Source organism: Hyphomonas atlantica corrig., assembly GCF_000682715.1.
Lineage (GTDB): Bacteria > Pseudomonadota > Alphaproteobacteria > Caulobacterales > Hyphomonadaceae > Hyphomonas > Hyphomonas atlantica.
In genome coordinates this window covers 17,068-37,262 of the sequence record NZ_AWFH01000009.1, presented here as the reverse complement: position 1 = coordinate 37,262, position 20,195 = coordinate 17,068, and the positions used below count along the sequence as shown (strand labels likewise).

Here is a 20,195-nt window from a genome sequence, read left to right as displayed (position 1 = left end):
CCTCCCCTTGTGGCTCCCTCCGACCCAAAAAGCGATGGCAACATAGAATGTTGCGCGCACGAAACACCTGTACATTTGTCTCTTGGGCCGCATAAGACCCGCTCTTCCAGAGCGTAGCTGAGCGGAACAATTGAAATGCGATCTTCCGAAACAGACCTCCAAACCGGCTCAAGCGCCCTATCGCTGTCCGAGATTCAGTCTGCTATCGACAACAAGACCAAGCCGCTCGGCGCACTGGGAGAGATCGAGACTCTCGCAGCCCAGATCGCGAATATCCAGCAGACCCTCACCCCGCAGGCCGATACGTGTCGCCTGACCATCTTTGCAGCGGATCACGGAATGGCGCTGGCTGGCGTATCGGCGTTTCCCCAAGCGGTGACACGCCAAATGGTGTTCAACTTCCTGACCGAAGGAGCCGCAGCAAATGTGTTTGCCCGCTCGGTTGGCGCGGAAATTCAGGTGGTGGATGCCGGCGTATGTGGGGACCCGATCATTGACGAGCGATTGCTCCAGAAGCGCATCGGGAACGGCACAGCGAACGCCATCGAACGTCCCGCCATGACACCGGACCAGGTTCGCTCGGCGCTCGCATCAGGCTCCGCCCTTGGCCATGATGGCAACGAAGCAGTGGCGTGCTTTGGAGAGATGGGTATCGGCAACACGTCATCGGCCAGCCTTGTGGCTGCGAAGGTTCTGGGTCTCCCGGTCACCGAAATCACCGGTCGCGGGACAGGACTTGATGACGACGGACTTCAGCGCAAATCCGCCCTGCTGGAAATTGCAGCCACCCGGACTGATGCGCAGTTGGACGCCAAGGCAGCGCTCCAGGAATATGGCGGCTTTGAAATCGCGATGATGACGGGCGCCATGCTTGGCGCAGCTGCGGCTGGAAAGATCGTGATCGTCGACGGGTTTATTGCCTCGGCAGCAGCACTGGCAGCTTCCAGAATTGCCCCGGAGAGCCGCGCGAACATGGTGTTCGCCCACCAGTCGGCCGAAGCCGGCCATGCCCGCATTCTGGACGCGTTGGAGGCGAGGCCCCTGCTTCAACTCAATATGCGACTGGGCGAAGGGACTGGCGCGCTGCTCGCCTTCCCGCTCGTGAGAGCCGCCGCAGACATGCTGCGCGACATGGCGAGCTTTGAAAGCGCAGGCGTAAGCGGGCCAGCATGATTGGCGAGTTTGCGAAGTTTGTGCTCGCGGCGCAATTCCTGACGCGCTTGCCGCTTCGCACCGACCGGCTATTCACGCCTGAACGCATGGCCGAGGCGCCTCGCTACTTTGCGCTTGTAGGCCTTCTGATCGGATTGGTGTGCACGGGCATCTACTGGCTTGCCGCGCTTGTCCTGCCACATCTGATGGCAATCCTGATCGCGATGGGCACCAGCCTGCTGTTAACCGGCGCGTTCCATGAGGACGGGCTGGCTGACACGTTCGATGGCATTGGTGGCGGGCTCAACAAGGCACGCGCGCTGGAGATCATGAAAGACAGCCGATTGGGCACCTATGGCGCCACAGCCTTGTTCATGGCCTTGGCGCTGAAGGCGGGCGCATTGTTTGCCCTGCCGCCTGTCTGGGTTTGCACAGCGCTTCCTTTGGCGCATTGCCTGTCGCGGGGCTCTGCCGTGCTGGTGATTGCGACAAGCCGCTATGTCCGGGACGAAGGCACCGGAAAGCCCGTGGCCAAAGGGATTTCAGCTGTCACGCTTGTGGTCACCTGTCTCACCCTGTCGGGGGCTGTCGCCATATGTCTCCTGGTGTTGCCATTTGTCGCCGTCGTGTCGTCCTTTGTCGCCATGTGTCTGATGCATGTCGCCATGCGCGCCTTCTTTGAGCCAAAGCTCGGAGGCTATACCGGCGACACGCTAGGCGCGGTCCAACAAGCGAGCGAGATCGGCATCTATCTGGGACTGCTGGCATGGCTCTGACGCTGCTGCGCCATACGACGCCAGATGTCGCGCCGGGCATCTGCTATGGGCGGACGGACCTGGATGTGGTGGACACATTCGCCGAGGAAGCGGCGCGCGTCGTAGTCTCTCTGCCACGGATCGACCGCATCTTCTCCAGCCCGCTAATGCGCTGTGCCAGCCTGGCAGACTTCGTGGGAGAACAGACAGGTCTTTCCCCCATCCGGGACCACCGATTGATCGAGATGGATTTCGGCCGATGGGAGATGCAGGCCTGGGGCGACCTGCCCCGACACGAGCTTGACGCCTGGGCCAATGACTTGCTTGACGCGCGTCCGCATGGCGGCGAAAGCGTTGCCGAACTCACCGCGCGCACCCGCGCCGCAATTTCAGACCTGAACACACCGGATACTCACACGCTCATCGTGACCCATGCCGGGGTGATCAAGGCGGCTTTCGCCGCACTGGGCGGAGACCATCATTATCGCAGCACAGTGTCCTATGGGGGGCATGTCACGCTGCTGGAGCACAGACCGAGGAGCGCCCCGTCATGACGGACGACACATCCCACACCGAAAAGATGAAGGCGCTTCAGGAAGAACAGCGCAAGAAAACGGACGCGGCATCCGTGCCGGATCGCGGATTGGTGCTGGTCCACACAGGCAATGGCAAGGGGAAGTCCAGCTCCGCCTTCGGCGTGATCGCCCGCGCACTTGGTTGGGGCCAGAAAGTTGGCGTCGTCCAATTTATCAAAGGAAAATGGATCACCGGCGAACGGCAATTTTTCAGCAAGTTCCCAGACCAACTGGACTGGCACACAATGGGCGAAGGCTTCACCTGGGACACGCAGGACAAGGCCCGGGACATTGCCGCCGCGGAGGCCGCCTTTGCACGCGCGAAAGACATGATGGCAAGCGGCAAGTATGATCTGGTCGTGCTCGACGAGATCAACATCGCGATGCGCTATGACTATCTGACGGTTGATGCCGTGCTGGACGGGCTGAAGGCGAGGTCCGGCCAGACAAGCGTGATCCTGACAGGGCGCGACGCCAAGCCGGCGCTTTGCGACTATGCCGACCTCGTCAGCGAAATGGTCGAAATCAAGCACCCCTTCAAAGCGGGCCTGAAGGCCAAGCGCGGCGTCGATTTCTGACCAATTTGCCGCGCATCCTGTCGTGCGTGCAGTATTGACAGCGTGACAGGCTTGCAACAATACGAGCGCCAGATGGTGCTTTCTGCAAGGAAAGCTAAGAGGGAAGCCGATGAGAATTCGGCGCTGTACCCGCAACTGTGAACCGGGAGTTCATGGCCACGAAAGCCACTGGAGCAACAGCTCTGGGAAGGCGGCCAGGAACGCAGATCGGTGAGCCAGGAGACCTGCCATCGCGTCGTTCGTCCGGAGGCCGGGAATAGTTCTCAGCGGGCGGGAAGGCTGCGTGCCTCTCCTTTGTAACGACATCCGAACCTTGGGCCTGGCCGTCCGCACCGATCACAAGGTGAGGCCAGATTGTCGTTATGAACTGCATCCACCATTCGGGCGGCTGGGATGCGAGGAAAACACATGTTTTACAAAACCGCTCTCCTCGGAGCTGTTGCTTTCGGTGCGTCATTATCTGCACTCGCACAGACGGACACCGCAGAAGAAACCAAGCTGGACACCATCACAGTCAACGGCTCGCGCCTTGACCAGACGCTGACGGAAATCGGCTCCAGCGTCTCGCTCATCACGAATGAAGACCTCGACGAGCTGGGCGTTGACTTCGCTCTGGACGCAGTGGCGACCGCACCGGGCGTCACCGTCAATCAGAATGGCGCCTTTGGCGGTAATGCCAGCGTTCGCATTCGCGGCGCTTCCAGTGACCAGACTCTTGTCCTGATTGACGGAGTTCCGGTAAACGACCCGACCGGAACCGGTGGCGGATACAATTTCGCCTATCTCGACACGGACAATATTGAGCGCATCGAAGTGCTGAAAGGCCCGCAATCGACACTATGGGGCAGCGATGCCATCGGCGGCGTGGTATCCATCACCACGAAGCAGCCAAGCGAAGGCCTCACCGGATCCGTATTCGGCGAGTACGGCTCTTTCAATACGCTTCGCGGCGGCGCAGCCATCAGCAATGCCAGTGAAACCGGCGATTTCCGAATCGCGGCCACGGGCCTGACCACGGATGGCATTTCCAAGGCGGATGAGGACAATGGCAACACGGAAGATGACGCCTATGAGTCCCAGACCGTGTCCGCCAAAGGCGGCCTGAACCTGCCAAACAGCGTCCGTCTCGAAACCAGCATCCTATGGAGCGACACAGAGTCCGAGTATGACAGCTATTCCGGCAGTGCGCAGGGCAATGTTGCCGATGGCGACGAAGTCTCGAACTCCGAAACGCTGACGGGATATGTCACCCTGAAAGCTCCCCTGTTTGACGGCTTGCTCGATAATCTCGTGCAGATCGGCTATTCCGACATTGAACGCGAGAATGTCTCAAACGGTGCACAGAGCTACCTGACCGAAGGCGACCGCGTCCTTTACCGGTACCAGGGCACACTGAACATCAATGATGCGAACAAGCTGGCCTTTGGTGCTGAGCGAGAAGAAACATCAGCAAACGATCAGGACTCAGCTATCGACAGCCTGTTCGCACTCTACGAATACAAGCCGGTCGAAACACTGACCCTGACGGGCGGCGTTCGCATCGACGACCATGATGGCTTCGGCTCCGAGACAACAGGACGTGCCGCTGCGGCATGGAACGCCACTGACCAATTGATCGTGCGCGCCAGCTGGGCGCAAGGGTTCAAGGCACCGAGCATTTTCCAGTCGACCTATATCTGCACGTTCTGCGGGCTGACGGCTCCAAACCCGAATCTCAAGCCGGAAACGTCCGAAGCCTTCGACATCGGTGTTGAGTGGCGCTCTGCGGATCAACGCCTGATGCTGGGCGCGACCGTGTTCGACCAGGAAACCGACAATCTCATCGATTTTTCCTTCACGGCTGGCTATGACAACATCGCATTTGTTGAGTCTCAGGGCATCGAACTGGTCGGCGCCTACAGCCTCACGGAATGGCTGAATGTTTCTGCGAACTACACCTATATCGACGCCGAAGACGGTGACGGCAACGAGCTCTCACGACTGCCGGAAAATTCCGCCAATGTGACGCTCTCTCTCGACCCTGAAGGCCCGTTCGCCGGATCCGTGATCGTGCGCCACAATGGCGAGGAAGCCAACACCAACGGCACCGACCTGGACAGCTGGACACGGCTCGACCTGACTGGACGCTACGACATCAATGAAAAGGTCGAGCTTTACGGGCGGATCGAGAACCTCTTTGATGAGGATTATCAGCAAATCCTAGGCTACGGCACGCCGGGAACGTCTGGTTCCCTCGGCATCCGCCTGCGATTCTAGGCACATAATGACGAGACTGATTGCCCCCCTGATCGCCCTGCTCCTGTCCGCATGCGGACAGGGCCTGGCACCGGAGGCAGAGCGGCCCGACCGCCCTGTACGGGTGGTCAGTCTCGATTATTGCGCGGATCAGTACGTCCTGAAACTTCTCGACCGGGAGCACATTCTGGCGCTCTCGCCCGATGCGGCGCGGGAGTTTTCCTATATGCGCGACGCTGCGGAGGGTTTGCCAACCGTCCGCCCCACCGCCGAAGACGTTCTCATCCTGAAGCCAGACCTCGTGGTGCGCACCTATGGAGGTGGGCCGAACGCGTCCGCCTTTTTCCGCAAGGCCGGTGTCCCAGTGGTGGATGTTGGCTGGACGCCTGACATCCCGTCCGTCATGGCGAACACGCAACGCATCGCGGACGAACTCGGCGAAAGCGAACGGGGTGCGGCCGTAAATGCGCAGATGCAACAAAGGCTGGCCGATCTCCGCCAGCGCACGGATGGGCAAGTCGCCCTCTACATGACCCCCGCCGGCGTAACGACGGGTCCGGGGTCGCTGATCCATGAAATGATCGAAGCTGCTGGCCTGACCAACATGCAGACCGAGCCTGGCTGGCGGTCCATTCCGCTGGAACGGCTCGCCTATGAAAAGCCAGATCTTGTCGCGGCCGCATTCTTTGGCTCCAGAACCAATCATCCCGACGCGTGGAGCCCCATGAAACATCCCGTTGCGCGGACACAGCTGACCAAGAGCGAGGTGGTCTCTCTCGAAGGCGCATGGACATCCTGCAGCGGCTGGTTTCTGATGGATGCCGTTGAAGCAATGGCGGAAGGGACAGAGCGATGATGCGTGACTCCCTTCTCATGCCTGCGCTGATCATCGCGAGTGTCATCGCCCTCGTCGCCGCCTGCTTCCTGGGCTCGACAGCGCTCCCGGCAGACCGCCTCCTGTCAGCCCTGTTCGGCGGCGCGAACGCCGGAGACCGGTTGGTCGTGTGGCAGATCCGCCTGCCCCGCGCGATCGCGGCCTATATTGTGGGCGCCGCCCTCGGCATCAGCGGCGCAGCGCTGCAGGGATTGCTAAGAAACCCTCTGGCCGAGCCCGGCGTGCTGGGCGTGTCAGCGTCGGCGTCCCTGATGGCTACGTTCTCGCTCTACTACGGCATCGCGACGATCACGCCCTGGGCCCTGCCAATCGCGGCAATTATTGGTGCACTGACGGCAACTGCGGTGATAACAATTGCGGCCCTGAGAACACAATCAGTGGTGACGCTCATCCTGATTGGAGTCGGCCTGTCCAGCTTTGCAGGAGCAGCGATGAGCTTGTTGATGAACCTGGCGCCGAACCCTTTCTCCCTCTCCGACATGATCAACTGGATGCTTGGCTCAGTCGCCAATCGCAGCTTTGACGAGATCAGGCTGGCTGCGCCGTTCATCCTTGCAGGCGGGCTGATCCTGTTCGCAACGCGGCGGGGCCTGTCCGCTCTGACTTTGGGCGAAGAGGCTGCAAGCGGCATCGGACTTGACCTTCGGCGGCAACGCATCGCGACCGTTGTGGGCGCGGGTCTGGCAACTGGCGGCGCAGTCGCCCTGGCTGGCGCGATCGGATTTGTCGGCATTGTCGCGCCGCACATCATCCGGCCATTCGTGGGACACGATCCGGCGCGCTCATTGATCCCGTCCGCGCTTCTTTCCGGTCTTATCCTTGTCGTTGCAGATATTTTCGTACGCCTGATCCCCACGTCATCGGAGCTTAAGCTCGGCGTCGTCGCCGCCCTGATCGGTGCACCAGCCTTTGTCTGGATCGCGATGCAAAGGCGGGCTGGAAATGACTGAGTTGACCGTAAAGAACGTCTCTGTCCATGCGGATAAGTCCATGCTGGTCGATGATGCGAGCTTTGCTTTGGCACGCGGGGAGTTTGTCGCGCTGCTCGGTCCGAACGGCGCAGGCAAGACCAGTCTCATTCGCGCCGCGATGGGGCTGCAGGATGTCAGCGCGGGACAACGCCTGCTAGGGGGAGCCGATGTAACGACGCTGTCACCAGCAGAACGCGCCCGTCAGATTGCCTACCTGCCCCAGACCCGTCCGCTCGCTTGGCCCAATTCGGTCCGAGACGTCGTGTCTCTCGGGCGGTTCAGTCATGGCGCGCCGCTTGGCCGCCTGAAAGGGCTGGACGCCGAGGCAGTTGACCGCGCGCTTCAGGCCTGCGGGCTCTCAGACCTCGCCACGCGCAAGACAAACACGCTGTCAGGCGGCGAACTGGCGCGCGTACACTGTGCCCGGGCCTTTGCCGCCGAAGCCCCCTTGCTGATCGCGGACGAGCCGATTGCCGCGCTCGACCCACGCCAGCAATTCCGAATTCTCGACCTGATCAAATCCTATGTCGACCACGGCGGCGGCGCGCTTGTCGTACTGCACGATATTCAGCTTGCGGCCCGGTATGCGTCGCGAATGATCTGGATGAAGGATGGCAGGATCGTCGCCGATGGACCACCAGCCGACACACTTACGCCTGATCGGCTCAAGGACATTTATGGCGTCACCGCCCGTATTGAGGGCACCCAGATCTTCATCGAAGGTGCTGTGTGACCGCTCGAGCCTTGATGTTGCAAGGCACCGGCTCTGACGTCGGAAAATCCGTGCTGACGGCTGCGCTTTGCCGTATTGCGCGTCGGCAAGGCTTGAGTGTGGCCCCATTCAAACCGCAGAACATGTCCAATAATGCAGCCGCCTGTCCCGGCGGCGGAGAAATTGGCCGGGCTCAGGCTCTGCAAGCACGTGCCGCGGGGCTGGAACTTCACACGGACATGAACCCTGTCCTGCTGAAGCCCCAGACCGACCGCGCGTCTCAGCTAGTGGTACATGGCAAAGCCCTGCGCGCGATGGAGGCGGCAGATTACATGGCAAGCCGTGATCAATTGATGGGCGCAGTCATGGAGAGCTTTGACCGGCTCGCTGAAAAGCATGATCTGATCATCGTCGAAGGCGCCGGCAGCCCAGCCGAAACCAATCTGCGCGCGCGCGATATTGCCAATATGGGGTTCGCGCGCCGTGCCGGCGTACCGGTCTGCCTGATTGGTGACATTGAAAAAGGCGGGGTCATCGCCAGCCTTGTTGGCACTCGGACAGTAATCGACAGGAAAGACGCGGCCATGATCCGCGCCTTTCTGGTCAACAAATTTCGCGGAGACCCGTCCTTGTTCGAAGATGGGGTCAGGGAGATTGAGCGACGCACGAAATGGCCGAGTCTGGGCGTTATCCCCTGGCTACCGGCTACGGCAAAACTGCCCGCCGAGGATGCTGTGGTGTTGGGCACGCCATCCACCCAATCCGGCAAGACGCTGAAGATTGCTGCCCCCATGTTTTCCCGGATGGCAAACTTCGATGATGCGGACCCGCTAAAGCTTGAGCCCGGCGTGGAGTTTGAATGGACCAGACCCGGACAGCCGATTCCGCGCGACGCCGATGTGGTCATTCTGTTTGGCACCAAATCCACTTTGGGTGAACTCGCCTTCATGCGCGCGCAGGGATGGGATCACGACATCCTGGCCCATGCTCGCGCGGGTGGTCGCGTTCTGGGCATTTGCGGTGGCTACCAGATGCTTGGACAATCCATCACAGACCCTCATGGCGTGGATGGTGAACCCGGCGAAGCGCTGGGGCTCGGCCTGCTGGATGTCGAAACGACAATGACCCGCCACAAGGACGTTCGCCCCGTTTCGAACGCGCAGACCTTTATCGGGTCAACGACATCCGGCTACGTCATTCATGTTGGTCGCACGAATGGCCCCGATACAGACCGTCCCTTTGCAACGCTGGAAGGTGAGAGAGACGGTGCACGCAATGGGAATGGCCGGGTCATGGGCACCTATTTTCACGGCGCTTTCGCAAACAATGAATTCCGGCGGGACTGGCTGGAGCATGTTGGCCACTCCGGACGATCCACGCTCGACTATGACGCGGCCGTTGACGGCGCCCTGGATGATTTGGCTGATGGCGTCGAGGCAAGCGTCGATGTTGAAGCGCTGCTGAATCTCGCCGAGCCAGTCGGCTGGCGCCGGGACAAAACATGATGCTTTACGCGCCACTCCTACTGGGCGCGTGGTTGATCGAAGCGCTGTTCGGCTGGCCCAAGCCATTGTTCAGTATTATCCGGCATCCTGTCGTCTGGTTGGGCTGGATAATTTCTGCGGCGGACAAACAACTAAACCGGCCGCGATGGCCCCACTGGATCAAATATGCATTAGGCGGATTATTCTCGTCACTGCTTATATTAGGCACAGCGGCATTTGCGTGGGCAGTATCGGATACCTTACCCAATACATGGTGGGGATGGCTGGTGGAATGCCTGATCGCCTCCTCACTTGTCGCGTCCCGCAGCCTGCACACGCACGTGGCCGCTGTGGCAATTCCCCTTGCATCCGGAAACATGGAGGCCGCGCGCAAAGCAGTTTCCATGATTGTTGGGCGTGACCCCAAACAGCTCGACGAAGCGGGCATTTCGCGCGCCGCCCTCGAAAGCCTCTCAGAGAACATGTCCGATGGCGTGATCGCACCGGTATTCTGGGGGGTACTGTTTGGATTGCCGGGCATTGCGGCCTACAAGGCTATCAATACACTCGACTCCATGATCGGACATCGCAGCGAACAGCACGAAGCCTTTGGAGGGTTTGCAGCAAGGCTGGACGATATCGCGAATTTGATACCGGCGCGCCTTACCGGATTGTTGATCACGCTGGCCAGCGGACGCCCGTCTTCGGTCGAAGTGATGATACGGGATGCGCGCAAGCATCGCTCGCCAAATGCAGGCTGGCCTGAAGCCGCAATGGCCGGGGCTCTGGATGTGCGCCTGTCGGGGCCGCGGCGTTATCAGGGCCAAACCAGCGACGACGCCTGGCTTAACCCGGGGCAACCTGACCCCACTGCCGAAGATGTGGCGAAGGGGTTGAATATCTATCGCAAGGCGTGTCTGCTTGGCATGGTTTTCGTCGCGCTGATTGCTGGTGTGGAGCTGATCTGATGTCAGATGATCTGTTGCATGGCGGTTCGCTTGACCGAATGCGGGCCGCTTTCCCGGATGCGTCAGAGCCCTGGCTGGACCTGTCCACAGGTATCAATCCCTGGCCCTATCCAGTAGAGCCTGCGAGCGCGGATGCGCTGCATCACCTGCCGACGCGAGAGGCCTATACCCGTTGCCTCGCCGCGATGACGAAAGCGTTGGGTGCACCCGCCGAGTCCATCCGCCTATCGCCGGGCAGCGAGCTACTGATCCGCTTGCTGCCGAAAATCATCTCACCTGAAAAGACCGTCGTGCTGTCTCCCTCCTACGGAGACCATCAGCAGGTCTGGAACGCGTCGTCAACTATTGTAATTGAAAGCGCTGATGCGCTCACTCATGCGGATACGGCAGACGCGATTGTGTTGTGCAACCCGAACAATCCTGACGGGCGCGTATTCTCTCTGGATGAACTCGAAATGGCTCGCGCCAGACTGGCGAGGCGTGGTGGCTGGCTGATTGTCGACGAAGCCTATGCAGATTTGAACCCGGGTTTCAGTCTTGCGCCGTGCGGAGGCGCGCCGGGACTAATTATTCTGCGCTCTTTCGGAAAGTTCTTCGGTCTGGCCGGTGTCCGCCTCGGCGCGGTCATGGCGCCGATGGACATATTAGACGCATTCGATCAGCTACTCGGTGTGTGGCCAGTCTCGGGGAATGCGCTGGAGATTGGTGCCGTTGCGTACTCCGATATGGACTGGCAAGCGGACATGCGCCGGCGTCTGTCAAAGCGGTGCAACAGGCTGGACGAGATACTCAGCGCACACCGATTAGGCCCTGTTCAGGGTACAGACCTCTTTCGATATGTCACCTGCGAGGACGCTCACACACTCTGGCGGGGGCTCGCCCAGCAGGGCATCTATGTCAGGCGTTTTGCGTGGTCGAACAGACATCTGCGCATCGGTCTGCCCGGCTCGGACTCGGATGAAGCCAGACTGAACGCTGCACTCAGCCTTTCAGTTTGAGTGGAAGCCCCGCCGCGACGAACTCGACCTGATCGCAGACTTTGGCGACGCGCTGGTTCAAACGTCCCTGTGCATCCCGGAATTTACGGCCAAGGCTTGTCTCCGGGACAAGCCCGAGACCGATCTCATTTGAGACGAGCGCAATGCTGCAATTTGATTGCGACAGTGCCTCGCACAAGGCGTCTGCTTCAGCTGCAAGATCGCGCTCATGATGGAACAGGTTTGATAACCAGAGCGTCAGGCAATCAATGAGGAGGAATTCATCCGAGCCTTCGTTTGCCTTGATGGAGCTGACGAGGTCCAGCGGCACTTCAAGCGTTCGCCAGCCTTGCCCCCTATCCGCCTGATGGCGTGCGATACGGTCTGCCATCTCCGTGTCCAGAGCCTCTGCCGTCGCGATGAAGACACGCTGCGGAGATGCCGCTTCGGCAAGCGATTGCGCGCGGGAACTCTTGCCGGAACGCGCTCCGCCGAGGATCAAATACTTGGTCATCGAGACCTAATGGCAGGACAGCGCGCAAAGCGCAAAGGCAATCCGGAACACATCAGGCAGGGGTATCGTCATCATCGTCCAGGATGCGGTAGGCCGGGCCTTGCATGTCATCGAACTGGCCGGACCGGATCGACCAGATGAACGCCCCGAGCCCGAGCAGGCCCAGCACGAGGGCAACGGGTATCAGATACACGATGATGGTCATATCGCCCTATTCCCCGATCTGGAGCCGCATGGCGTTCAATGTCACGATAATCGACGATAGCGACATCGCTATGGCGGCCACAAGCGGCGTGACGTTCCCCGTCACCGCGATCGGAACCGCGATGACGTTATAAGCTGCGGCGAGAGCGAAATTCTGGCGCATGATGGCGCGCGTCTTTCTGGCAACTTTGAGAATGAGCGGAATGGCCTGCATGCCGCCACCATAGACCGCGTCGCTGGCAGACTGGCTGATGTCGATCGCCGCGCCGGGCGCGAGCGAGGCATGGGCCAGAGATAACGCACCAGCATCATTCAACCCATCTCCAACCATGAGCACATGCGCATCCTGCGTGCGCAGCGCCTCCAGCCCGGCGACCTTGTCCTTGGGTTTGGCTTCGCCGGTCCAGTCACTGATGCCCAGAGAATTGGCCAGTGCGGATACCGAAGCGTTCTGGTCACCGGACACGATCTCAAGGCTGATGGACTGGTCACGCAACGTATCGAGCGCTTCACGCGCGCCGGGCTGAATGTCGTCTGTGAACTGGAATTTCACTTCTGGCTCATCCCCTCGCGAGAACCAGAGAGACGGTCCAGATGCTTCGCCATCGGCCTCCGCGCCGACCCATGCGGCAGAGCCCAAGCGCCAGATCATTCCGTCGAGTTCAGCTTCAAGACCGTGTCCGGCAATCTCTTTCACGTTTTCGGCTGCTGCCCCGACGCCTGCGGCTGACACCAGTGCGCGGGAGAGCGGATGGTGGCTGGCTCTGGCCAGACGGGCCGCGTCAGAGAGCAGGCGACTGGCCTCTTGTGAACGTGCCTCGAGCTGACGATCGCCGATCAAAATGGAGTTCAGCTTGGGTGTACCCAGAGTGAGCGTTCCCGTCTTGTCGAAAACGATATGATCAATCTCGGCTAGACGCTCAAACGCATCGCCTGAACGCAAATAGACGCCCTTTCGGAACAGGCGGCCCGCAGCAACAACTTGCGCCACCGGCGCAGCCAGTGCGAGCGCGCAGGGGCACGTGATGATCAATGTCGCCGCCGCAATCATTAGTGCGTCCGGCAGTGATGCCCCCAGCAGCAGCCAGCCAACACAGGCCAGCGCAGCCGTCGTGTGAACGAACGGCACATAGATAGAAACCGCACGATCCGCGATGCGGCGATAGGCAGACCGGCGCTGCTCGCCTGCTTCCAGCATTTCTCCAATCTGGGAAAGCAGCGAGTCCTCGACCGCCTTCAGCGCTTCTCCGCGCAGTTGCGCCGAAACATTGATTGCACCTGCGTGCAGCACCATCCCTGGCGAGAATGTGCGGGGAATGGACTCTCCGGTAACCAGGGACTCGTCGACATCACTTGTTCCGGCGAGGATGCGCATATCGACCATCGCGCGCTCACCCGGCGCAAGCAGGATATGGTCACCCGCGGCAACGTCGCTTGCAGCAACGGATACTGCCTCTCCATTATCGGCCACTCGCGTAACTGCGCTGGTCTGCATGGCTGCAAGCGCATTCGCTGCGGCGTGTGCCTGTCGGCGCAGACGCGCATCCAGAAAGCGTCCGATCAGCAAGAAGAAACAGAGCATCACAACGGCGTCGAAATAGGCGTGCTCGCCGCCGCGGAAGGTTTCGAACACGCTGACGCCAAACGCCAGACTAAGCGCGAGAGAAATCGGCACATCCATATTGGCGTGCCCATTGCTGAGCGCGGCCCAGGCAGAGCGGAAGAAATGCCGTCCAGAGAACAGGAGCACCGGCAGGGCGATTGCGCCCGACAGCGCGTGCAAGGTCTGGCGCGTCGCCTCGCCCATTTCTCCGTGCCCAGCCCAGACCGATACCGAGAGCAGCATGATGTTCGCCGCTGCGAAACCGGCAACACCCATTGAGATCAGGAGCGAACGTTCTTCACGGGCCTTGTTGACCGCCCCTTGGTCAGCAGCCTGCGCCGCCACGCCATAACCAAGATCGGCGACTGTCTGCGCAATACGGTCAGCCGCCAGCGAACCTTTCCACCGAACGCGCATCTGGCCATTGGACAAATTCAGGCGAGCTTGCGTGACCCCCGGCAAGGCAGACACGGATTTTTCGATCTTGCTGAGACAGCCACCACATTTCGCTCCGCGCACGACCAGATCGAGCGCATTCTCATCGCCGACATGTCGAACGAACCCCGCATAGCCCGTCTTGGTGGCCTTTTCTGCCGCGGGGGCCATACCGGACGGACAGCCCGGCGCAGTGCTCGTCAATGACGTCATGGTGTGATGACAATCCTCTTGTCGGCGCGAAACAGGATGTCATCCCCGGCGGGATCAATGACCTGAAACTGAACATCCCAGCGCCCTGCTGGCAAGTCGGACAAATTCACCGCATAGCTTCCAGATTGGAGAGGCTCCATCTCCACAATCTGGTCATGTGCCGTGCTCGCCGCCCGGCGCAGCTCGCTCGTCACCTGATACCCTTCCAACGGATTTCCGTCGGCGTCGGTCAGGTCGAACACGAGATCACTGCCCACCATGCCGGCGGCGGCGCTCCATCCGAGTTGATCCTGCGCGGCCTTCGCCTCCAGCGTGTGATTATAATCCAGCCCTTGCAGGTAGGACTTCTTCACATCCTCGCCCGGAAAGCTGGTGATGGCATGATAAAGGAACACGCCGTTCACAGCGAACATCACGCCGAAGAAACCAAGCATGATGAGGAGAACGTGCCATCCCGTCAGCTTTCCCTTTGAGGGCACCTGTTCAGCACTCATGATCTGTCCAGTCATTGTTCAGCTCCTCTGAAAGACGACATATTCACATCAGCCTCACCTGTTTCCGCATCCGTGACGGTGAAGGTAATCTGCGGACGTGGTGCGCCGGCCTCTGCAGCGACAAGAATTCTATAGCGATCAACACCGAAGCCTTCGACGGGGAGTTCGAGCGTTTCGCTGCCCTCATGATCCATGCCGATAACCTTGAAGGAGAGGCCCCCCGGGCCTGCAATGTCCAGCAACATGGTCCGCGGCTCGCTGGCCTTGTTCACGAGCTTTAACGTGTAGCCATTCTGGATGCGCCCGTCGGACAGCATGACATATGGCGGAGAGCGGTCCTTCAGCACATTGGTCTCAAGAGTCGATTTGGTGGCAAGCCCCCAAACCATCAAAACTCCGATCACAGACATGACAACAGCGTATAGCAGAGTGCGCGCGCGAATGATCTTGTGTTTCGGCGGTGTGCAACCCTCGTTCCGCGCCGCGACAGCAATCTGTGTGTCGTAAGCTATCAGACCTTTGGGGCGACCGATCTTCACCATCATCTCGTCGCATGCATCAATGCACAAGGCGCAATGAATGCACTCCAACTGCTCCCCATCGCGAATGTCGATCCCCATCGGGCAAACCTGAACGCATTGATCGCAGTCAATGCAGTCGCCACGCTCATCCCAGCTTTCGGACTTTCGCTTCGGCCCACGCGGTTCCCCTCGGTCGTACCGATAGGTGACATTCAGAGCCTGTTCGTCGGTCAGAGCCCCCTGAATGCGCGGCCAGGGGCACATGTAGGTGCACACCTGCTCGCGCATGGTCCCTGCCAGGAAGTAGGTCGTAAGCGTCAAAATGCCGGCGAACCAATACGCAGTCAGCGGCGCTTCGCCCTTGAACCAGCCTGCTGCAACCGTAGGCGCATCATGCCAGTAGAGAATAAACGCGCCGCCTGTCCAGAACGCTATGATCAGCCAGACTGCATGTTTGCCGAGCTTTCTTGAAAGCTTGTTGACGGACCAGGGCGCCTTGTCCAGACGCATGCGCGCGGCGCGGTCGCCTTCGAATGCGCGCTCGACCCAGATGTAAAGATCCGTCCATACCGTTTGCGGACAAGTGTATCCACACCAGACCCGCCCCAACAAAGACGTGACCAGAAACAAGAGCAGCGCAGCGAGGATGAGCCCGCCGGCCATGAAGTGAATATCCTGCGGCCAGAGCTCAATGAAAAAGAAGTAGAATTTCTCACTGGCGAAATCCGCCAGCACCGCTTGGTCCGGTACACCCTCACCGCGATTCCAGCGAACCCACGGCAATCCATAATAGACCCCCAGAGTGGCCGCCATCACGAGCCATTTGACCATCCTGAACTTGCCATGCGCAAGTTTGGGATAGATCTGCTTGCGCTTGGCATAAAGGTCTTCATGCCGCGGCGGCTCCCCACCCTGCTGGGCGGGGAGCGTGGCCGTTTTATCGATGAGGGTCGAACTGGCCATGTCGGGGTCTATTCGCCTCCGCTGAGCGAGTGAACGTAGACAGCGATCGCCTTGATCGTTGCGTCGTCGAGGCGGTCATCCCAGGCAGGCATGTGAGAATTACGGGCATTGTAAATCGTCGCCCGGATGTTCTCTTCACGACCGCCGTAGAGCCATTCCGCGTCGGTGAGGTTCGGTGCCCCCTGGGCGCGATCACCCGTTCCGTCCACGCCATGACACGTCGCACATTGCTGTTGGAAAATCGGCGCGGCACGGGAGACGGCTTCTGCATCATCGCTCCGGTCTGTCAGGCTGAGCACATATTGCGCGAGATCATCAACTTGAGACCCTGTCAGAAGACCGTCACGACCAAATGCCGGCATCGCAGAGAAGCGTGTTGCGTCATCCGCATCGTGACGGATGCCGTGGCGGATCGTGTACTCAATGCCGTCGAGAGAACCATCCCACAACCAAACATCATCTGCGAGAGCCGGATAGCCAATGGCACCCCGTCCACCCGCACCGTGACATGTGGCGCAGTTGTCTCCGAAGGCACTCTCCCCCATTGCGAGCGCGAATTGCTGCAAGGTACGGTCTGTCTCGATCGTCTCCAGATTGGCATCCAGCAGCACAACCGACTGCGCATCACGAGCCGACTGAAGGTCCGCAACGGCTTTGGCGACTTCCACACGGTCAGAATGACCCCTGACACCTTTCGTATTTGTTCCCATACCTGGCAGAGCCGGAATGGCAGGCATCAGGATCATGTAAACGACGGCCCAGGCAATCGTCATGTACCAGACATACAGCCACCAGCGCGGCAACGGATTGTTCAGTTCCTTGATACCATCCCAGGAATGGCCGGTCGTCTCAACACCTGAGTGTTTATCAATGTCTTTGGTTTCATCAGTCATTTGATGGCCCCTTGTCTTCAAGCGGAGAATTTGCAGCGCGGTCGAAAGTTTCCTGATTGTTGGGCCAAAGCGCGTAGGCCAGAGCCGCCAGGAACATCAGGACGAAATAGACCAGGCCGCCGGTCTGAGCGAAACTTGAAAGTGCTTCATACATTCCGTGATCCTCCTAGCGACGGTTGCTGAGGTCGTTGGCCTCATAGGTTGAGAAGTCGACCAGCGTGCCGGTCATCTGGAGGTAGGCAACGATGGCATCCATCTCGGTGACGCGCGTGCGGTCTCCATCATAATCGCGATACTCAACCGAGCCGTCGCGACCTGCGATGCCGTCATACTCTTCGATCAGGCTGTCGAGATAGTCGTAGCCTTTCTCGTCCGGATCGGCCTGAGCATAGATATGGCCCGCGGCGTTCTCAATCATCTCATCCGTGTAGGGTACGCCAAGCATCCGCTCGGTCCGCAAACGCTCCTCGATCCGATCATAGTTGAGCTTCTTATCGGCCAGGAACGCATAAGGCGGCATGACACTCTCCGGCACCAGAGCGCGCGGATCCTTCAGGTGGTCGACCTGCCATTCAGCAGAATACTTGCCACCCACTCGGGCGAGATCCGGCCCCGTCCGCTTCGATCCCCACTGGAAGGGGTGGTCGTACATGCTTTCCGCGGCGAGAGAGTAGTGCCCGTAGCGCTCAACCTCATCCCGCAGGGGACGGACCATCTGGCTGTGGCAGACATAGCAGCCTTCGCGGATGTAGATGTCCCGGCCCATCAGTTCGAGGGGTGTATAGGGGCGCATCCCGTCAACCTTCTCGATCGTGTTGTCCATATAGGCGAGAGGGGCCATCTGGATCAGGCCGCCGATGGATACGACGACGAGGATGCCGATGGTGAGGAGCAGCGAATGCCGCTCCAGCAATCCATGTTTGTTCATAATGCTCATGGACAAGCTCCTATTCAGCAGGAACCAGCGTCGCGCGCGGCTCGGGGGTTGCGTAAGGGTCAGGCTTGGCATCAATCGGCTCTGCAGCGCCGTGGCCCATTGCGGAGCGCACGAGGTTGTAGGCCATGATCAGGGCACCGCTGAAGTACAGCAGACCACCCAAAGCACGGATCATGTAGCTGATATGCTTTGCCTCGACGGTTTCAACGAAGCTGTATTCGAGGAAGCCGTATTCATTGTAGGCGCGCCACATCAGACCTTCCATGATCCCGGCGAACCACATGGAAATCATGTAGAACAGGATGCCGATCGTGGAGATCCAGAAGTGCCACTCAACAAGAGACTTCGAGTACAGAGCTTTCTTCTTGTAAAGCCAGGGCACAAGGCAATAGAGCGCGCCGAAGCTGATATAGCCGACCCAGCCCAGCGCACCTGAATGCACGTGGCCAATGCCCCACTCCGTATAGTGGCTGAGCGAGTTCACCGCACGAACGGACATCAATGGTCCTTCAAAGGTCGCCATGCCATAGAAGGCCAGCGAGACCACCATCATGCGTACAACTGGATCCGTGCGCAGCTTGTCCCAAGCACCTGACAGCGTCATGACACCATTGATCATACCGCCCCAGCTAGGCATCCAGAGCATGATCGAGAACGTCATGCCAAGCGTCTGCGCCCATTGCGGCAGAGCCGTATAGTGCAAATGGTGCGGACCCGCCCAGATGTAGATGAAGATCAGGCTCCAGAAGTGCACGATCGACAGGCGGTAGGAATAAACCGGCCGATTCACCCGCTTCGGAATGAAGTAGTACATGATCGCCAGGAAGCCGGTCGTCAGGAAGAAGCCAACCGCGTTGTGGCCGTACCACCACTGCGTCATCGCATCTTGCACACCGGCAAAAACCTGAACGGACTTGGTGCCCGTCCAGCTGACCGGCACGGACAGATTGTTAACGATGTGCAGCATCGCGATGGTCACGATGAAGGACAGGTAGAACCAGTTTGCCACATAGATGTGCGGCTCTTTCCGCTTCCACAGTGTGCCAAGGAAGACGAGCAGGTAGGCCACCCAGACAATCGTCAGCCAGAGGTCCACATACCATTCCGGCTCAGCGTATTCTTTCGACTGCGTAACGCCGAGCAGATAGCCCGTTGCTGCCAGAACGATGAAGAACTGATAGCCCCAGAAAACAAACCAAGGCCACATTCCGCCAGCAATCCGCGTGCGGCAGGTGCGCTGAACCACGTAAAAGCTTGTCGCCAGCAACACGTTGCCGCCAAATGCAAAGATCACTGCACTTGTGTGCAGCGGTCTCAAGCGACCAAAGTTCGTCCAGCCCCATTCAGGAAAATAAAAGATGTTCGGAAAGGTCAGCTGCAATGCGATGACCACACCGACCAGAAGCCCCGCGATGCCCCAGAACATGGAGGCAAACACGCCATACTTGACCAGCGTGTCTTCGTATTTGGTCTCATCAAACGGATTGCGGTCCAGCAGATTGCCAGCCCACATCCCCGTCCCGACGAGAAATGCCGTGACAAGCGCGATGAATGTCATCGCCTGAATGCTCATGGCGTGATCAATCGTGCGACCTGCGATGATCAGGGAAAGCACCCCGAATATCGCAACGGCAACCGAGACAGTCGCAATGCTGCCCCGGCTACTGTTTGAAGCAATGGAATTTGGTGTCATCATACTAACTAAGCCCCTTCCGCAGAGCGTTGCGGTTCACTCGTATGACGCCTGATTACGGTGATCGCCTCGGCCCGCGTATAGGGGCTTTCCCGTATGGGACAGTTGGTCCGCATTTTCTATGAAACGGCATCAATTGAAGGGACTTCGATGTGAAAACGACATTCGCCTATCTCGCCTCAGCCGCGCTGCTGACTGTCGGCCTCGTAAAGATGGCCGTTCAGGCCTCGACGCAATCCACCCTTTTGATTCCAACCTGCTTAGGCCAATCGGTCGCCCTTCCTGTCGCGAGCGCAGGAACGCCGCTACTTCACTGCTGGGGATGCTATACGGCGGCGCTCGGAGCAGTTGGCCTGACTGTTCTGGCTGCCAATGGCCTGAAGCAAACACGCCAGCGCCGAGTGTCTGCGCTTTCCTAATTGA

At 59.5% G+C, this 20,195-nt stretch carries 21 protein-coding genes and 1 riboswitch; of the genes, 12 read left to right on the top strand and 9 right to left on the bottom strand.

Annotated elements, in window-relative coordinates:
• Positions 1 to 135 precede the first annotated feature (135 nt).
• The 11 genes from cobT to cobD all read left to right on the top strand — a co-directional run bounded on the left by cobT (position 136) and on the right by cobD (position 11,323).
• A complete protein-coding gene (gene cobT / locus HY36_RS06735; RefSeq protein ID WP_035550290.1) occupies positions 136 to 1,173 on the top strand; it encodes a nicotinate-nucleotide--dimethylbenzimidazole phosphoribosyltransferase in 1,038 nt (345 codons plus the stop codon).
• Positions 1,170 to 1,928 (top strand): adenosylcobinamide-GDP ribazoletransferase, encoded by a 759-nt coding sequence (gene cobS, locus HY36_RS06730; protein ID WP_035550288.1) that lies wholly within the window; start codon positions 1,170 to 1,172, stop codon positions 1,926 to 1,928. The genes cobT and cobS overlap by 4 nt, the downstream gene beginning before the upstream one ends.
• On the top strand, positions 1,919 to 2,461 hold the full coding sequence (cobC, locus tag HY36_RS06725; protein ID WP_051602579.1) for an alpha-ribazole phosphatase family protein: 543 nt from the start codon (positions 1,919 to 1,921) through the stop codon (positions 2,459 to 2,461). The genes cobS and cobC overlap by 10 nt, the downstream gene beginning before the upstream one ends.
• Positions 2,458 to 3,060, top strand: a complete 603-nt coding sequence (gene cobO, locus HY36_RS06720; RefSeq protein ID WP_035550285.1) for a cob(I)yrinic acid a,c-diamide adenosyltransferase — start codon at positions 2,458 to 2,460, stop codon at positions 3,058 to 3,060. Before cobC ends, cobO begins: the two co-directional genes overlap by 4 nt.
• Positions 3,061 to 3,116: 56 nt before the next feature.
• A riboswitch (cobalamin riboswitch) is annotated at positions 3,117 to 3,307 on the top strand.
• Between the two features lie 161 nt (positions 3,308 to 3,468).
• Complete coding sequence (locus HY36_RS06715) at positions 3,469 to 5,316, top strand: TonB-dependent receptor plug domain-containing protein (RefSeq protein ID WP_035550282.1); 1,848 nt, start codon at positions 3,469 to 3,471, stop codon at positions 5,314 to 5,316.
• A 7-nt stretch (positions 5,317 to 5,323) separates the two neighbouring features.
• Complete coding sequence (locus HY36_RS06710; RefSeq protein WP_035550280.1) at positions 5,324 to 6,151, top strand: ABC transporter substrate-binding protein; 828 nt, start codon at positions 5,324 to 5,326, stop codon at positions 6,149 to 6,151.
• Positions 6,151 to 7,140, top strand: coding sequence for a FecCD family ABC transporter permease (locus HY36_RS06705; protein WP_081806075.1), 990 nt, complete (start codon positions 6,151 to 6,153; stop codon positions 7,138 to 7,140). Before HY36_RS06710 ends, HY36_RS06705 begins: the two co-directional genes overlap by 1 nt.
• Complete coding sequence (locus HY36_RS06700; protein ID WP_035550274.1) at positions 7,133 to 7,894, top strand: ABC transporter ATP-binding protein; 762 nt, start codon at positions 7,133 to 7,135, stop codon at positions 7,892 to 7,894. Before HY36_RS06705 ends, HY36_RS06700 begins: the two co-directional genes overlap by 8 nt.
• Before the next feature lie 14 nt (positions 7,895 to 7,908).
• On the top strand, positions 7,909 to 9,378 hold the full coding sequence (locus HY36_RS06695) for a cobyric acid synthase (protein ID WP_035550271.1): 1,470 nt from the start codon (positions 7,909 to 7,911) through the stop codon (positions 9,376 to 9,378).
• Positions 9,375 to 10,325, top strand: coding sequence for an adenosylcobinamide-phosphate synthase CbiB (gene cbiB / locus HY36_RS06690; RefSeq protein ID WP_338042484.1), 951 nt, complete (start codon positions 9,375 to 9,377; stop codon positions 10,323 to 10,325). Before HY36_RS06695 ends, cbiB begins: the two co-directional genes overlap by 4 nt.
• Positions 10,325 to 11,323 (top strand): threonine-phosphate decarboxylase CobD, encoded by a 999-nt coding sequence (cobD, locus tag HY36_RS06685; protein WP_035550267.1) that lies wholly within the window; start codon positions 10,325 to 10,327, stop codon positions 11,321 to 11,323. Before cbiB ends, cobD begins: the two co-directional genes overlap by 1 nt.
• Here cobD and cobU read toward each other — a convergent pair.
• From cobU to ccoN, 9 genes are read right to left on the bottom strand one after another with little or no spacing between them, the layout of a single operon-like run.
• Positions 11,307 to 11,816, bottom strand: coding sequence for a bifunctional adenosylcobinamide kinase/adenosylcobinamide-phosphate guanylyltransferase (gene cobU / locus HY36_RS06680; RefSeq protein WP_035550264.1), 510 nt, complete (start codon positions 11,814 to 11,816; stop codon positions 11,307 to 11,309). The genes cobD and cobU overlap by 17 nt on opposite strands.
• A 52-nt stretch (positions 11,817 to 11,868) precedes the next feature.
• Positions 11,869 to 12,021 (bottom strand): cbb3-type cytochrome oxidase assembly protein CcoS, encoded by a 153-nt coding sequence (gene ccoS / locus HY36_RS18100; protein ID WP_081806071.1) that lies wholly within the window; start codon positions 12,019 to 12,021, stop codon positions 11,869 to 11,871.
• Positions 12,022 to 12,027: 6 nt separating this feature from the next.
• Positions 12,028 to 14,271: a heavy metal translocating P-type ATPase gene (locus tag HY36_RS06675; RefSeq protein WP_035550261.1), complete on the bottom strand. Its 2,244-nt coding sequence runs from the start codon at positions 14,269 to 14,271 to the stop codon at positions 12,028 to 12,030.
• Entirely contained in the window at positions 14,268 to 14,780 is a 513-nt protein-coding gene (locus tag HY36_RS06670; protein ID WP_035550258.1) for a FixH family protein, read from the bottom strand. Before HY36_RS06670 ends, HY36_RS06675 begins: the two co-directional genes overlap by 4 nt.
• Positions 14,777 to 16,249: a cytochrome c oxidase accessory protein CcoG gene (gene ccoG, locus HY36_RS06665; RefSeq protein WP_081806070.1), complete on the bottom strand. Its 1,473-nt coding sequence runs from the start codon at positions 16,247 to 16,249 to the stop codon at positions 14,777 to 14,779. Before ccoG ends, HY36_RS06670 begins: the two co-directional genes overlap by 4 nt.
• 8 nt (positions 16,250 to 16,257) lie before the next feature.
• A complete protein-coding gene (gene ccoP, locus HY36_RS06660; RefSeq protein ID WP_035550255.1) occupies positions 16,258 to 17,142 on the bottom strand; it encodes a cytochrome-c oxidase, cbb3-type subunit III in 885 nt (294 codons plus the stop codon).
• Positions 17,135 to 17,296: a cbb3-type cytochrome c oxidase subunit 3 gene (locus tag HY36_RS06655; RefSeq protein WP_035550252.1), complete on the bottom strand. Its 162-nt coding sequence runs from the start codon at positions 17,294 to 17,296 to the stop codon at positions 17,135 to 17,137. The genes ccoP and HY36_RS06655 overlap by 8 nt, the downstream gene beginning before the upstream one ends.
• A gap of 12 nt (positions 17,297 to 17,308) precedes the next feature.
• A complete protein-coding gene (ccoO, locus tag HY36_RS06650; protein ID WP_035550250.1) occupies positions 17,309 to 18,079 on the bottom strand; it encodes a cytochrome-c oxidase, cbb3-type subunit II in 771 nt (256 codons plus the stop codon).
• A gap of 10 nt (positions 18,080 to 18,089) precedes the next feature.
• Positions 18,090 to 19,775 carry a cytochrome-c oxidase, cbb3-type subunit I gene (ccoN, locus tag HY36_RS06645; protein ID WP_051602578.1) on the bottom strand — a complete coding sequence of 562 codons (1,686 nt, stop codon included), beginning with the start codon at positions 19,773 to 19,775 and terminating at the stop codon, positions 18,090 to 18,092.
• Positions 19,776 to 19,924: 149 nt separating this feature from the next.
• On the opposite strand from ccoN, the gene HY36_RS06640 reads away from it, so the two are divergent.
• Positions 19,925 to 20,191, top strand: a complete 267-nt coding sequence (locus HY36_RS06640; RefSeq protein ID WP_035550248.1) for a hypothetical protein — start codon at positions 19,925 to 19,927, stop codon at positions 20,189 to 20,191.
• Positions 20,192 to 20,195: the final 4 nt, after the last annotated feature.

Coding starts and splice junctions, on each gene's coding strand:
- HY36_RS06695 (WP_035550271.1), top strand. CDS start 7,909: ATGTTGCAAGGCACCGGCTCTGACGTCGGAAAATCCGTGCTGACGGCT.
- HY36_RS06700 (WP_035550274.1), top strand. CDS start 7,133: ATGACTGAGTTGACCGTAAAGAACGTCTCTGTCCATGCGGATAAGTCC.
- cobC (WP_051602579.1), top strand. CDS start 1,919: ATGGCTCTGACGCTGCTGCGCCATACGACGCCAGATGTCGCGCCGGGC.
- HY36_RS06675 (WP_035550261.1), bottom strand. CDS start 14,271: ATGACGTCATTGACGAGCACTGCGCCGGGCTGTCCGTCCGGTATGGCC.
- HY36_RS06705 (WP_081806075.1), top strand. CDS start 6,151: ATGCGTGACTCCCTTCTCATGCCTGCGCTGATCATCGCGAGTGTCATC.
- HY36_RS06710 (WP_035550280.1), top strand. CDS start 5,324: ATGACGAGACTGATTGCCCCCCTGATCGCCCTGCTCCTGTCCGCATGC.
- ccoO (WP_035550250.1), bottom strand. CDS start 18,079: ATGAGCATTATGAACAAACATGGATTGCTGGAGCGGCATTCGCTGCTC.
- HY36_RS06655 (WP_035550252.1), bottom strand. CDS start 17,296: ATGTATGAAGCACTTTCAAGTTTCGCTCAGACCGGCGGCCTGGTCTAT.
- ccoP (WP_035550255.1), bottom strand. CDS start 17,142: ATGACTGATGAAACCAAAGACATTGATAAACACTCAGGTGTTGAGACG.
- cbiB (WP_338042484.1), top strand. CDS start 9,375: ATGATGCTTTACGCGCCACTCCTACTGGGCGCGTGGTTGATCGAAGCG.
- ccoG (WP_081806070.1), bottom strand. CDS start 16,249: ATGGCCAGTTCGACCCTCATCGATAAAACGGCCACGCTCCCCGCCCAG.
- ccoN (WP_051602578.1), bottom strand. CDS start 19,775: ATGATGACACCAAATTCCATTGCTTCAAACAGTAGCCGGGGCAGCATT.
- ccoS (WP_081806071.1), bottom strand. CDS start 12,021: ATGACCATCATCGTGTATCTGATACCCGTTGCCCTCGTGCTGGGCCTG.
- cobO (WP_035550285.1), top strand. CDS start 2,458: ATGACGGACGACACATCCCACACCGAAAAGATGAAGGCGCTTCAGGAA.
- cobU (WP_035550264.1), bottom strand. CDS start 11,816: ATGACCAAGTATTTGATCCTCGGCGGAGCGCGTTCCGGCAAGAGTTCC.
- HY36_RS06670 (WP_035550258.1), bottom strand. CDS start 14,780: ATGACTGGACAGATCATGAGTGCTGAACAGGTGCCCTCAAAGGGAAAG.
- HY36_RS06715 (WP_035550282.1), top strand. CDS start 3,469: ATGTTTTACAAAACCGCTCTCCTCGGAGCTGTTGCTTTCGGTGCGTCA.
- cobS (WP_035550288.1), top strand. CDS start 1,170: ATGATTGGCGAGTTTGCGAAGTTTGTGCTCGCGGCGCAATTCCTGACG.
- cobD (WP_035550267.1), top strand. CDS start 10,325: ATGTCAGATGATCTGTTGCATGGCGGTTCGCTTGACCGAATGCGGGCC.
- cobT (WP_035550290.1), top strand. CDS start 136: ATGCGATCTTCCGAAACAGACCTCCAAACCGGCTCAAGCGCCCTATCG.